Origin of the sequence: Sphingomonas sp. LH128 (genome assembly GCF_000293195.2) — a bacterium.
Classification (GTDB): Bacteria; Pseudomonadota; Alphaproteobacteria; order Sphingomonadales; family Sphingomonadaceae; genus Novosphingobium; species Novosphingobium resinovorum_A.
This window is the reverse complement of sequence record NZ_ALVC01000035.1, coordinates 17075-30821: the sequence shown is the minus strand read 5'-3', so window position 1 is coordinate 30821 and position 13747 is coordinate 17075. Positions and strand designations below refer to the sequence as shown.

The window sequence follows — 13747 nt, the reverse complement described above, 5'->3', positions numbered from 1 at the left end:
GGCCTTCGCCGATGGGCCGGCAGAGCGGGTTCCCGTTCTCGTCCGGACCCGCGAAGTTACAGGCGCGCTGAACCATATCTGGGCCGAATGCGCAGGCTCCGACCGGGCGGCGATCACCATGCGGGAGAGCTGGCGAAACGACCTCGACCGATGGACCGGCGAATGCGGGCTCAAGCGCGTTCGCTTCCATGGTATCCTGGCCGACGAACTCGGTGTCATGGCGCCCTCGATCCTCAACCGGAATCGGCCGTCACCGAACTTTCGCAACGTGTTCGAGGTCTACGACGGCCTCGTCGCACGCGGGGTCGATCCGTTCGTCGAGGTGGGGTTCATGCCCTCGGGGTTGGCCTCCGGCGCCGGAGAGTTCGGATTCTACAAGGCCAACGTGAGTCCACCGAAATCGACACAGGCGTGGGGCGAGTTCATCGCTACTTTCGTGCGGGCGTTGGCGGATCGCTACGGTATCGCAAAAGTGCGCGGCTGGAACTTCGAGATCTGGAATGAGCCCGACCTGCCGTTCTTCTGGACCGGCAACCAGCAGCAGTACTTCGACCTCTACAAGGCAACGGCGGTGGCGATCAAATCGGTCGATCCCCGGATCGCGGTGGGCGGCCCTGCAACATCCGGAGGCAAATGGATCAAGGATTTCACCGATTACTGTGCGGGTAACAACGCGCCGGTCGATTTCATCGCCACCCATGCCTATGCCGGGGGAAAGCAGGAGGAACTCTACGGCAAAGGTGCGAAGTTCTCGGTGAACCAGGTCATTCCAGACACGGTGCGCAAGGTGCGGGGCATCGTCGATGCCTCTGCTTTCGCTGGCAAGCCGATCTGGCTGAGCGAATGGTCGTCCGACAGCCCGGCCATGATCGCGCATGTCGTGCGCGAATGCCTGCCCATGCTCCATGCCATGTCGCATTGGGTGCTGTCGGGTTCCTACGAGGAACTCGGCGTCGCCGATTACATCCTCAAGGAAGGCGACATGGGGTGGGCGACCATGGTGCAGGGCATCGCCCGGCCCAGCTTCAACACCTACAAGCTGATGCACCGGCTGGGTCAGGAGCGTCTTGCCGCCGAAGGCCCGGCCCTGGCTGCGCGCGGGCGGGACGGCGCGGTCTCTGCCCTGGTCTGGAACCTTGCCGAAGCTGTGCAACCGGCGGGAATCCCCGGATCGACTGCGGAGCGCAAGGTCACCGGTGTGGGCAAGCGCCTGGACGTGCGGTTCGACGGCGCGCGGGCCGGTGCGCGGGCAAAGGTAAGGTTTGTCGATCAGGATCGCGGGTCACCGATGCCGGCCTGGCGGGCAATGGGCTCTCCGCGCTATCCCACGATGGCGCAAATCGAGGTTCTACGAAAGGCGGCGGACATCGCTCAGCCGGTAGATATGCGCCTCGATCGCAACGCGTCGCTGTCGCTGGACCTTCCTCCCGAGGGTGTGGCGCTGGTCGAACTGGTCTGAGCGCAGGGCGGTCCCCACTTGCTGGCCGGGACCGCCCGCAGCAGCGGTTTACGGTGTGCTGGGGGTGATCGCCCAGGCTACCGCATCCTCCAGCATCGCGACATACCTGGGATCGGAGTACGTCTCGGGCAGATGTCCGATCGCCGAATAGAACATGCGACCCTTGCCGACCAGGCGCGTCCAGGCAATCGGATGGTCGCCCATCGCCAGCTTCTGGCCGCTGAAGCCCTTTGTCTGATAGGTCGTCTCATCGATCGTGACCACCGGGCGCGCGCCGCCGGCGCGGGGACTTGCGCGAAAGCTGTACCATTCGTCCTTCATCGTCCATTCCGGAGGAAGATGGGCCGCTACGGGATGCGCGGGATCGTCCACCACCAACCGGGCGTTCTGGAACTGGGGCGCCATCGGATGGCCGACGAACCGCGCGCCCAGCAGCGTGTCGGCATACCAGTCCCAGAAATATACGGGGTCACCGGCGCTGCCATGGACACCGATGTAGGCTCCCCCTTGCTCGATATAGGTGCGAAACGCCTTGCGCTGGGACAGCGTCAGAACATCGCCGCTGACGTTGTTCCAGACCACTGCATCGAACTTGCGCAAGGTCGCAAGAGTGAAGGCGCCCCCGCGGTCGGTGACCGTGACGTCCCAGCCCTTTTCCCGAGCCATCGCTAGGAAGGCGTCGTGAGCGGCGTTGAAGCCGGGCGTATCCTTGAACCCGTTGATCTTTTCGAACATCAGGATGTGTGGTTTGCCGGTAGGCAAATTCACACGAAGGGGATCGTTGTCGTATCGCGCGCACCGTGCCTTGCGATCGGCGGCCGTGACCGGCAGCCGGACCAGTTCCCGATCGAGGCCGGTGATCGCGTTCCCATCCATGCCAAGCATCGTACCGGCATCCTTCAGTGCCAGGATCGCCGAGAAACTTGGCGCATCGCTCGCCAGGAACTGGGTCGGTACTTTGGCGAGTCCGCCGGGCACCGCCGCATCAACGAGCGCACGGGCACGTGGGTTGAGCAGGACATCCATCAGGGGGCTGGCGGTTGAAAACGGCGCATCGCGCAAGGGGCAATCCGTCACGGCGCGGGCGGCTGCGGTGCCGCCCGGGGCCCATGAGGTCGCGGCCACGGTAATGGCGCCAATCAAGGAGAATGCCTTCATATCCTATTTCCCTCCCCGTAGCAGGCGAGCATCTCGCTGGCATGTCAGGTCGAACCGTCCTAGTCCATCCTGGCCACCGTGGAATGATGAGCCCTTGGGGAATGGATGACATCGCCTGCCCGATGATCGCATGTTTATCGGTCGATCCCGCGGCCTGGGATCGCTGCAAGAGCGCCGCGGGATGGATGTACGCTTGCGTGGCCAACCAACCATTCAGTAGAACGAGAGGATGACGAATCGAACCAGAATCCGCGAGGACGCCAGCGTTCGCCGCGCGCAGATCATAGACGAAGCGATAAAGCTGATCGGCCGCCTCGGCTTTCGCGGATTTACGATTCAGGGACTTGCATCGCAATGCGGGCTCTCCAACGCGGGCCTGCTGTATTACTTCGGCTCCAAGGACGGCGTCCTTCTGGCTTTGATCGACGAGATCGAGCGGCGCGAGATCGACGTGGTCGCGCCGCTGATTCCCTCGACCACGCCCGATGCCCACCACGAGGCCGGAGCATACGAGGCGATGGTCCAATTGCTCCGCCTGATCGTCGAGCGCCATCGTGAGAACCCTGAGGTCGGGCGATTCGTCATCGTGCTCCAGGCCGAAGCCATGGACCCCGCTCACCCCGCGCACGACTGGTTCATGGCGCGGGCCGAGGAGGCCGAAACCATGTTCGAGCGCACCATCGCACCGTGGTCGAACGACGCGCGCAACGTTTCGCGCATCATCCACTCGCTGATCCACGGCCTTACGCGTCGTTGGTACGACGATCCTGCGGCGTTCGACCTTGGAGAGGTTTTTGAAAGGGCCTTGCGCGCGCTGGTGTCGCGACCGGAGCCCGCGCGATGACCGTGCCGGGGGCGGCCTGCGTCACATAACACAGAGGTAGAGGCGGCGTGGCAGATACTTGCCATCGACCGTCTCACCGATAACAGTTGGGAGTCAAAAGATGCAGATGACCGGAGAGCAGCACATAGCGGCCTCGCGGCAGAAGGTCTGGGATGCGCTGAACGATCCTGCCGTGCTGGCGCAATGCATTCCTGGCTGCCAGACCCTGGATAGGGACGGCGAGGATCGCTTCACGGCCGTGGCCGAGGTGAAGATCGGGCCGATCGGTGCGCGCTTCAAGGGTAATGTCCAACTCGGCGACATCGATGCGCCGAATGGATGCACCATCACCGGCTCGGGCAACGGCGGCATCGCCGGTTCCGCCAAGGGCGGGGCGAAGGTCCGCCTAGCCGATGCGCCGGGTGGCGGAACCCTGGTCGCTTACGAGGTCGAGGCCGAGGTCGGCGGCAGGATGGCACAACTGGGCGGTCCGATCATCGATGCGACGGCCAAGAACCTGGCCGGGAAATTCTTCACGAAATTCGGCGAAGTCGTCGGCGGCACTGCGCAAGCGAGTGCCGGCACGCTGCCCGGCGCGGGATCAGCTGAGATCGCATCCGCATCAACCCTCCAGGCATCGGTCAGCAGGGTGACCGCCACGCCTCCGGCGCCGCTATGGGGCTGGGTGGCGGCTTTGGTGGCAGCATTGCTGGCCGGCTTCGCGCTGGCGCAGAGTGGTGCTTCGGGTTCGGTTATGCTGGTCGTGGCGGTTATGCTGATCCTAACCGCGGCTGCAGGCTACGCCGCTGGCCGCCGGGGAGGGCGGCCATGAAGCCCGCACCGTTCGATTATGTCCGCCCGTCCAGCATCGATGAAGCCTGTGCGATTCTGGCGGAGGCGGGCGGTGGTGCGACGATCATCGCCGGGGGGCAGACACTGATGCCTCTGCTCAACTTGCGCATGAGCCAGCCGTTCGTTCTCGTGGATATCAACGGCATCGCCGCGCTGCAGGGTGTCACGCGGGTGGAGGGCGGTATCCGTGTCGGGCCGGCCATGCGGCAGGCCGATGCGCTGCGCAGCGAAATCCTGGCCTCCGACCTGCCCGTCTTCATCCGGGCCTTGTCCCATGTCGGGCATTACCAGACCCGCAACCGTGGTACGATCGGCGGTTCGGTGGCGCTTGGCGAACCGGCGGCGGAAATGCCGGCGACTGCCGTGGCGCTCGGGGCCATGATCGAGATCACCTCCGTCAACGGCACGCGGACGGTGCCGGCGCATGACTTCTACGTCGGCCCTTACATGACCGTGCTGGAGCCGGACGAACTGGTGACGGCCATCGTCTATCCCGAATGGCCGGAAGGACACGTGGTGCTGTTTCGCGAAGTCGCCCAGCGTCCGGGCGACTTCGCGCTGGTCGGCACCGTCGGTGCACTCGTGCTCGAACAGGGGCGCATCGCCCGCGCCGGGATCGCATGGTTCGGCATGGGGCCGACCCCGATCAGGGCGCGGCAGGCTGAAGTGGCGCTGCTGGGCCGGGCACTCGCCGATATCGACGCGGAGACGGTCGCGGCGGCTGCGGTGGCCGACACAGCGCCGTTCGATGATCATCATGCCAGCGCCGAATACCGTCGAACGGTCGGGCGCCGCATATTTGCGCGTACCTTGCGCGAGACCCTGGACCTGAGGAACGTCGCATGAGCGAGCACAGGATCGAATTGACCGTCAACGGGCGGCGTATCGCCGCCGAGACCGAGGCCCGCACGTCGCTTGGCGATTTCCTCCGCTTGGAAGGCGGCTACACCGGCGTGCACCTGGGTTGCGAACATGGCGTGTGCGGCGCCTGCACCGTGATCGTCGAGGGACGCGCGGTCAGGTCATGCCTGATGCTGGCGGTGCAGGCGAATGGCCAAGAGGTCACCACGGTCGAAGGGCTGGCGGGGCCGGACGGTGAACTGCATCCGGTCCAGGTCGCCATGCGTGAGGCACACGGTCTGCAGTGCGGTTTCTGCACCCCCGGCGTGCTCATGACGTTCGCGGCGCTTACCGCAGGCGATGCCAGGCCGCAGGAGGACGATTTCATCGCTGCGATGTCGGGCCACATCTGTCGGTGCACCGGCTATCAGGGCATCCGCCGCGCTGCCGCCGCGCTCGCTGCCGCAGCGCAGGAGCAACCAGCATGAACGCTCCCGGTCTCGGTGCCACGCGCTACATCGGCCAGCGCGCCTTGCGCAAGGAGGACCCGCGCCTGCTGACCGGGAGGGGACAGTACGTGGACGACATCGCCCTGCCGGGGATGCTCCACTGTGCCTTCGCCCGCAGCCCGGTCGCGCGTGGTCGCATCGTGTCTATCGACACCACTGCGGCGAAGGACGTTCCCGGTGTCCATGCGGTTCTTACCTGGCCGGATCTGGCGACGCGCCGGGTCGAGATGCTCAACTTCTTCTTCGGCAAGCCCGAGATCGAGATCACGCCGCTGGCGCACGGACACGTCGCCTATGTCGGTGACCCGGTCGTCATGGTCATCGCCGACAGCCGCGCCATAGCCGAGGACGTGGCGGCGCTCGTCGAAGTGGACTACGAGGAACTCGATCCCGTGGTGACGATCGCCGATGCCATTGGTGGCGAGCCGATCCATCCTGGCACCGACAGCAACATCGCCGCCGAGATGGGAGACGAGGAACCGGACGAGGACCTCGAAGCCGTGCTTGCGGGTGCCGCGCTGCGGATCAGTCAGAAGGTGATCCACCAGCGCATTTCGCAGGCCCCGATGGAAAACCGCGGCATCGTGGCGACCCGCGACGGTCCAGAGGAACTGACCCTCTACATCACCTGTCAGAGCCCACATCTGGTGGCGCCTTGGGTGAGCCTTGCGTTCGACCTTCCGGCCACTGCGATCCGGGTGATCGCAAAAGACGTGGGCGGGGCCTTCGGGCTCAAGAACATTCCCTGGAAAGAGGAATGTTCGGTGATCCTGGCGGCGCTGCAGATGGGGCGCCCGCTCAAGTGGGCCGAAGACCGCTACGAAGCGCTGACCGCGTCGAACCAGTGCCGCGAGGCGGAGATGACGCTTGAGGCTGGATTCGATGGCGAGGGGCGGCTTGTCGGTTCGCACGGCATCTACGATTGCAATAACGGTGCCTACCCGCAGGGCGCGGACCACAACATCGCCGTACATATGTTCGTGTGGTCCGCCTACAAGATGCCTGCCTACGCCTTCCTGACACGCGGCTGGTACACCAATACCAACGGCCTTGCCGCCTATCGCGGGCCATGGGCGATGGAATCGCTGATCCGCGAGACGCTGCTGGACAAGGCGGCACGCAAGCTGGGCATCGATCCGATCGAAATCCGGCGCCGTAATCTCGTTTACGCCAAGGATCAGCCGACCGTGACCTCGATGGGCATCCCGATCGAGGATATCACGCCGGGTGAGTGTCTGGAAAAGCTGGTCGCAGCCTTCGACGTCGCAGGCTTCCGCCGGGAACAGGCCGAGGCGCGCAAGCAGGGGCGTTATCTCGGGCTTGGAATGGCGACCTATATCGAGCCGACCGGTTCGGCCGGCAGTATGAACGTGATGACCGGGGAACTCGCGCAGATTCGCATCGAGCCCACGGGCAAGGTTACCGCGACGATGAGCACGCATTCGCAGGGCCACGGTACGGCTACGACGATGGCCCAGTGCATCGCCGACCGTCTCGGCGTGCCCTACGAGGATGTGACCGTGTTCGAGGGCGACAGTTCGCGCGGCGGATTCGGCCCGGGCGCGGCGGGCAGCCGGCAGGGAGTCATCGGTGGCGGGGCTGCGATCCGGGCCTCGGAAATGTTGGCCGACAAGGTCAGGCTTCTTGCTGCGCATCTGTTCAATGCCAGCGCGGAAGCAGTGACGATCGCCGATGGCATGGTACATGTCGACGGGGCGCCGGAAATGTCGCGGCCGCTCGGCGAACTTGCCGACATTGCTTATGCGGAGCCTCATCGCCTGCCGCCGGGGTTCGAATCCGGCCTCGAGGCGCAATTCCGCTACCAGCCGCCGCCGATGACCCTGACCAGCGCAGCCCATGCCTGCGTCGTCGAGGTGGATGTCGATACCGGCTTCGTGAAAATTCTGCGCTGGATTTCCTCGGAGGACTGCGGGACCGTCATCAATCCGGCGGTCGTCGAAGGGCAGATTTCGGGCGGCCTGGCGCAGGCCATCGGCATGGTCCTGCTCGAAGACATGCCATACGATGCACGCGGCAATCCCCTTGCAGCTACTTTCAAGGACTACCTGATGCCTGCGATCACTGATGTGCCGGTGTTCGAATTCGTCCATGCCAATACGCCTTCGCAGACCATCGGAGGGATGCGCGGGGTGGGCGAGGGCGGCGCGATCGTGGGCCCGCCTACGCTGGTGAACGCGATTGCCGATGCGCTTTTGCCGTTCGGAGAGATCGGCGATCTTGCCCTGCCGCTGACACCGGCGCGTATCCTCGACGTGATCGAACAGCGCGACGTGTCGGGCATCCATCACGCTGTCGCGGCGACGGCCTCGGTGCAGCCGCAGGCGGCTCCTGAGCCGGTCGGCGATGCGACCGATGCCACCGATGCCTTGCCTCCGGTCGATGCGGCGATCCTGCCGGGCGGGGCGGTGACCGCAGCGCAGGAACAGGCAAGTGTGGACGGCGACTGGAACATGATCCTCAAGACGCCGATGGGGCCGCAGCCGATGATGTGCCATTTCGAAAGCGAAGGCACGGCGCTGAGCGGCTTCACCGCCAGCCCCGAAGGGCAGGCTTCGTTCACCGGCACTGTTGAGGACGGGCACGTGCGGTTCGACCTCAAAGTGGAAAAGCCGATGAAGCTCACCCTGAAGTACGACCTGCAGGTGACCGGTGACAGCATCGCCGGCAAATGCAAGATGGGCATGTTCGGCTCGGCTAAAGTCACCGGCACCCGGGCCTGAGACCGGCCCCCGCCCGGCCAACCCTTTCGCGGGTGGTCAGGCGGGGCACCGCTCAGGCGACCGTCACTTGACCTTGTAGTTGGCGTAGACCGGGGTATCCGTCTTGGTGGAGATGCGCACCGAAGTCGGGAACCGACCTTCGGCGTCGGGCAGGTCGTACTCCTTGCCGACTTCCGCACCGATGACGACCTTGCCGTTCCAGCGGGTCATCATCTCGGGGTCGTTGTACATGGCCCATGCGATATGGCCGGTGTATTCGGTCGTTTCCAGCTGCCCCTTGAGATGTTCGAAGCGCTCGGGCATCGCCTCCATCATTTCGAGCAGGCGTTCGGTCGTCAGCGGCCCCATCCAGATCGACACTGCGGCGACGTTGGCCCCTGCGTCCGCGAAATCGATACCCATGTCGTGGGCCATCTTGTCCACCCCGGCCTTCTGCGCGCCGTAGCAGGGGCCGAAGCAGTAATGCACCGCCCCCGGCGATGACGTGAACACGATCAGTCCCTTGCCCTGCCTGACCATGTGCGGCGCGGCGTGCCAGCTTGCCACGAAGCCACTGCGCAGGCCCACGTTGATCATCTCGCCGATCTCGATCGGCTTTTCCCAGAACTGGCCGGGCGCTGAAATCGCATGGCTCTGATAGCAGGCATTGTTAACCAGGATGTCGAGCCTGCCTTCGTCGCGGATCACCTGGTCGATCAGTGCCTTGACCTGTTCGTCGTCGCCGTGATCGCAGCGCACGGCAACGCCCTTTCCTCCGGCGGCGGTGACTTCCTCGGCGGTGGCGTAGATCGTTCCCGGCATTTCAGCATCACCCTGCTGCTGCGAGCGGCCGGTGACGTAAACCGTACAGCCGTGTGCGCCCAAAGCGCGCGCGATGCCTCTGCCGGCACCGCGACTGGAGCCGGTGACAATCGCGACCGGAGCGGTATCGGACATGCGCAATCTCCCTTTTGTATCTTCTATGATATCGAGCCGTTTCCGGTCGCATTATGCACAGTAACGCGATCAGTCCGCGAACATGAGGGCGGGCGTTTCCAGCAGGCGCTTGATCGCCTGGACGAAATTCGCCGCATCCCACCCATCGACGACGCGGTGATCGCAGGAAATCGACAGGTTCATCATCTTGGCCGCCTCGATCCGCCCGTCGCGCAGCACCGGGCGTTCCACGACCTTGTTGGGGCCGATGATCGCCACTTCCGGCCGATTGATGACCGGCGTGGTGGCGATGCCTCCCAGCGCTCCGAGCGAGGTGAGCGTCAGGGTAGATCCGGAAAGTTCGCCCGATTTGGCCGATCCGTCGCGCGCTGCCTCTGCCAACCGGGTGATTTCGCCGGCAAGCTGCCAGACGTTGAGACCTTGTGCATTGCGCAGTACCGGCACCATCAGTCCCGCGTCGGTCTGCGTGGCAATCCCCAGGTGCACCGCGCCCTTCCGAGTGACCACGCCAGCCTCGTCGTCGTATAGCGCGTTCATCATAGGGTAGTCAGGCAGGGTCTTGCAGATCGCGGTGATCAGCAGCGGCAGCACGGTCAGACGCGGACGGTCGCCCCGGTTCGTGTTGAGGTCTAAGCGCAGCACTTCCAGCTTGGTCACGTCGATCTCCTCGACGTAGGAAAAATGCGGGATGTGACGCTTGGCCGCCGCCATGTTCTCGGCAATGCGGCGTCTGAGGCCGATGACCTTGAACTGCTCGTCGCCGCGCAGAGTCGTAGCGGGGCGATAACCTGCGTTGTAGCTGAGGAAGGCATCGAGGTCGCCGTGGCGGATGCGCCCGTCTGTGCCCGGTTTGACCTCGGCGAGATCGATGGCGAGAGCCAGCGCCCGCTCACGCACTGCCGGCGAGGCAAGGATTTTCGGGAGCCACCCGGTTCGCGGCCCGGCCGGCGCGTCGGCAGGCGGCGGAGCGACATGGGGCGCCTCGGGTACGACGAGGGCCTCCAACGCATCGGCCGCCGGAGTAGGCCGGGGTGTCGATGTATCCGCGGGCGCTCCAACCGGCACGGCGACCGGGGCATCGTCTCCTGCCGTCTCGAATACGGCCAACACCGCCCCGATTGCGACCTGGTCGCCTACCTCGCCCGCCACGGTCACCAGGCGGCCGCTGATGGGCGAGGTCATTTCGACCGTTGCCTTGTCGGTCATCATGTCGGCGATCGGATCGTCTTCCTCGATCCAGTCGCCGGGATTGACGTGCCAGGCTACGATCTCCGCTTCGGCGATGCCCTCGCCGATGTCCGGCAGCTTGAACGAATAGATACCCAAGTTCTCAGACCTCGACGATGCGTTGCAGTGTTTGCGCGACACGCGCGGGACCGGGAAAGTATTCCCATTCGAACGCGTGGGGATAAGGCGTGTCCCAGCCGGTAACCCGCTCGATCGGTGCTTCCAGCGCGAAGAAGCAGTGCTGCTGGACAAGCGCGGCCAGTTCGGCGCCGTAGCCGCAGGTGCGCGTGGCCTCGTGGACGATGACGCAGCGGCCTGTCTTCGTGACCGACTGCACGATCGTCTCCAGATCGAGCGGCATCAGCGTGCGCAGGTCGATCACCTCGGCGTCGATGCCCGTTTCGCGTGCTGCGGCAAGTGCGACGTGGACCATCGTTCCGTAGGCGAGGATGGTGACGGCCTCGCCCTCGCGGGCGACGCGGGCTTTGCCCAATGGGATGGTATAGGACGCAGTCGGAACCTGGCTTTCGGGATAGCGCGCCCAGGGTTCCACCGGCTTGTCGTGGTGGCCGTCGAAAGGCCCGTGATAGAGCCGCTTGGGTTCGAAAAACAGCACTGGGTCGTCCGAGGCGATTGCAGCCAGTAGCAACCCCTTGGCATCGTAGGGGTTCGACGGGATCACCGTGGTCAGGCCCGCCACATGGGTAAAGATGCCCTCGGGCGACTGGCTGTGCGTCTGGCCGCCGTAGATGCCCCCTCCATAGGGGCTGCGTATCGTCAGCGGCGACCACCACTCCCCGCAAGTGCGGTAGCGCATCCGCGCGGCCTCGGAGATGATCTGGTCGGCGGCGGGATAGATGTAGTCGGCGAACTGGATCTCTACGACCGGGCGCTTGCCGTAGCAGCCCATGCCGACCGCGACGCCGACGATGCCCGCTTCGGTGATCGGGGCGTCGAACACGCGGGTCTTGCCGTGTTTCTTCTGGAGGCCTTCGGTCGCGCGGAAAACGCCGCCGAAATAGCCCACGTCCTGCCCGAAGATCATCACCGAGGAATCCTGCGCGAGCGCCAGATCGAGCGCATCGTTGATCGCTTCGATCATGCTCATCGTCGCCATGCCGGTGTCGGGAGAGGCATCGGTTTCGGGAGCGATCGCTTCCATCGTCATAGTCATAGGCCTGACTCCGCCAGTTGGGCGCGCAAGTGCGGCGGCATTTCCTTGTAGACGTCGTCGAAGATCGTCGTGGGCGAAAGCCGGTCGCCTTCCTTGAGGGTGCCATAGCTTTCGGCCTCGCGGCCAGCGTCGCGTACGGTTGCCGCCACCGAGGCGACGAGTTCGACATGACGTTCCTCGGACCAATATCCCAGTGCCAGAAGGTGCGCCTTCAGTCGCTCCACAGGATCGCCGAGCGGCCAGGCTCCGGCTTCGTCGGCTGGGCGATACTTCGTCGGGTCGTCCGAGGTGGAATGGCCCTCTGTCCGGTAGGTGAAATGCTCGATCAGCGTCGGGCCGCCACCGGAGCGGGCGCGCTCGGCCGCCCACGCGGTAACCGCGTAGACTGCGAGAAAGTCGTTGCCGTCGACCCGCAGCGAGGGGATGCCATAACCGATGCCGCGCGACGCGAAAGTCGAGCGCTCCGAACCCGCGATCCCGGAAAACGAGGAGATCGCCCACTGGTTGTTGACGATGTTCAGGATTACCGGGGCCTGGTAGACGCCGGCGAAGGTGAGGGCATGGTGAAAGTCGCCCTCGGCCGTCGCACCTTCGCCAATCCAGGCAGCGGCGATTCTCGGGTCTCCGTCGCTGGCCGCAGCCATAGCCCAGCCCACGGACTGGCTGTATTGCGTGCCGAGATTTCCTGAGATCGAGAAGAAGCCCGCTTCGCGGCTGGAATAGAACACCGGCATCTGCCTGCCCTTCAGGCGATCGCGGCTGTTCGAATAGACCTGGTTCATCATGTCGACGATCGGCCAGTCCCGCGCGATCAGCAGACCTTGCTGACGATAGGTGGGAAAACACATATCCTGATTGTCGAGCGCGAAGGCCGCAGCGACGGCGACCGCTTCCTCGCCGGTGGACTTCATGTAGAAGCTGGTCTTGCCCTGCCGCTGCGCGCGCATCATTCGCACATCGTAGGCACGCACCAGCAGCATCGCGCGGAGGCCCGCGATCAGGCGTTCGGGTGAGAGCGCGGGCGCCCATTCGCCGACGGCGATGCCGTCATCGTCGAGGACACGCACCAGCGCGAAGGCGTGGTCGCGCATCGTGGCGGGGTCGGCATCGATCGGGGGGCGTGCGAGCGTCCCCGCCGCCGGCACAACGATGCTCGAGAAATCGACCGCATCCAGCGGCCGACAGGATGGCTCGGGAACATGGAGCCCTTGGCGGTTGGCCGGATACGTCATGACCGTGCGCCTCCGGAATCGGCCATGGCTGAAGGCACCCCGCCATGAGCAAGCCCCACCGTCTTGCAGGTGTTTTCGTGGACGCAATGAGCGCCTGTGCGATCTTTCAAAGTCAATCTCGCGGAAATGCGCCATCGAACCTGTTTCGAGGCCGGAACCTCCGCAAAATACACGCAAGTTTACTGGAAAAAATTGCGTTATCGTCTGTATATCGACCTGCGTTTGAATATTTTTTTCTTGAAAGTCGCATTTGGAGAAATGATGTGCTGACCGAGCTCGATGCCATCGATTTTCGGATTCTGGAGGCGCTGCAACGCGACTGTTCGCAGACCACAGCCGACATCGCCGAGGCGGTCGGTCTTTCTCAGGCTCCTTGCTGGCGGCGTATCCAGCGCCTGAAGGAAAGCGGCTATATCCGTTCGCAGGTGGCCTTGCTCGATCGCAAGAAAATTGGCCTCAACGCGCAAATCTTCGCGCAAGTGAAGCTCACGGCGACAGGAAGGTCCAACGTCGAGGCGTTCACGGATGCAATTCGAGAATTTCCGGAGGTCCTCGACTGTTTCGTGCTGATGGGCAGCGTCGATTTTCTGCTGCGGATCGTTGCCCGTGACATCGAAGCCTACGAGCGCTTCTTCTTCGACAAGCTGTCCCTGGTTCCCGGTGTGCGTGAGATAAACTCTGTCGTGGCCTTGTCGGAGATCAAGTCAACGACCTGCCTGCCGCTGGCGCTGGCTTAGGAAACCTCGTCCGATGCCTCGCCGGAAGCAGTCAGGCGACCGAGCGGGCGGCCTAAGCC

Annotated in this window: 12 protein-coding genes; 7 read left to right on the top strand and 5 right to left on the bottom strand. The window is 64.4% G+C overall.

Translation table 11 applies throughout. The features are described 5' to 3' along the window. On the top strand, positions 1–1459 hold a 1459-nt coding region (locus LH128_RS03480), incomplete at its 5' end, for a GH39 family glycosyl hydrolase (protein WP_008828195.1). A gap of 48 nt (positions 1460–1507) precedes the next feature. On the opposite strand, the gene LH128_RS03475 is transcribed toward LH128_RS03480, so the two are convergent. Continuing rightward, complete coding sequence (locus tag LH128_RS03475) at positions 1508–2617, bottom strand: ThuA domain-containing protein (RefSeq protein WP_008828194.1); 1110 nt, start codon at positions 2615–2617, stop codon at positions 1508–1510. Between the two features lie 229 nt (positions 2618–2846). On the opposite strand from LH128_RS03475, the gene LH128_RS03470 reads away from it, so the two are divergent. The 5 genes from LH128_RS03470 to LH128_RS03450 all read left to right on the top strand — a co-directional run bounded on the left by LH128_RS03470 (position 2847) and on the right by LH128_RS03450 (position 8382). Further along, a complete protein-coding gene (locus LH128_RS03470) occupies positions 2847–3461 on the top strand; it encodes a TetR/AcrR family transcriptional regulator (protein ID WP_008828193.1) in 615 nt (204 codons plus the stop codon). Positions 3462–3561: 100 nt separating this feature from the next. Beyond that, a complete protein-coding gene (locus LH128_RS03465) occupies positions 3562–4272 on the top strand; it encodes a CoxG family protein (protein WP_008828192.1) in 711 nt (236 codons plus the stop codon). After that, positions 4269–5138: an FAD binding domain-containing protein gene (locus LH128_RS03460; RefSeq protein ID WP_008828191.1), complete on the top strand. Its 870-nt coding sequence runs from the start codon at positions 4269–4271 to the stop codon at positions 5136–5138. Before LH128_RS03465 ends, LH128_RS03460 begins: the two co-directional genes overlap by 4 nt. Continuing rightward, positions 5135–5620, top strand: coding sequence for a (2Fe-2S)-binding protein (locus LH128_RS03455; RefSeq protein ID WP_008828190.1), 486 nt, complete (start codon positions 5135–5137; stop codon positions 5618–5620). Before LH128_RS03460 ends, LH128_RS03455 begins: the two co-directional genes overlap by 4 nt. After that, on the top strand, positions 5617–8382 hold the full coding sequence (locus LH128_RS03450) for a xanthine dehydrogenase family protein molybdopterin-binding subunit (protein WP_008828189.1): 2766 nt from the start codon (positions 5617–5619) through the stop codon (positions 8380–8382). Before LH128_RS03455 ends, LH128_RS03450 begins: the two co-directional genes overlap by 4 nt. 63 nt (positions 8383–8445) lie before the next feature. Here the strand turns inward: LH128_RS03450 and LH128_RS03445 are convergent, their stop codons facing one another. The 4 genes from LH128_RS03445 to LH128_RS03430 form a co-directional block, all read right to left on the bottom strand. Then, positions 8446–9318 carry an SDR family NAD(P)-dependent oxidoreductase gene (locus tag LH128_RS03445; protein WP_008828188.1) on the bottom strand — a complete coding sequence of 291 codons (873 nt, stop codon included), beginning with the start codon at positions 9316–9318 and terminating at the stop codon, positions 8446–8448. 69 nt (positions 9319–9387) lie between these two features. After that, a complete protein-coding gene (locus LH128_RS03440; RefSeq protein ID WP_008828187.1) occupies positions 9388–10644 on the bottom strand; it encodes a dihydrolipoamide acetyltransferase family protein in 1257 nt (418 codons plus the stop codon). Positions 10645–10648: 4 nt separating this feature from the next. Further along, positions 10649–11713 carry an alpha-ketoacid dehydrogenase subunit beta gene (locus LH128_RS03435; RefSeq protein WP_327195050.1) on the bottom strand — a complete coding sequence of 355 codons (1065 nt, stop codon included), beginning with the start codon at positions 11711–11713 and terminating at the stop codon, positions 10649–10651. Positions 11714–11715: 2 nt separating this feature from the next. Then, a complete protein-coding gene (locus LH128_RS03430) occupies positions 11716–12951 on the bottom strand; it encodes a thiamine pyrophosphate-dependent enzyme (protein WP_008828185.1) in 1236 nt (411 codons plus the stop codon). A 266-nt stretch (positions 12952–13217) separates the two neighbouring features. Here LH128_RS03430 and LH128_RS03425 point away from each other — a divergent pair, with 266 nt between their 5' ends. Further along, positions 13218–13688: an Lrp/AsnC family transcriptional regulator gene (locus LH128_RS03425; RefSeq protein ID WP_327195049.1), complete on the top strand. Its 471-nt coding sequence runs from the start codon at positions 13218–13220 to the stop codon at positions 13686–13688. Positions 13689–13747: the final 59 nt, after the last annotated feature.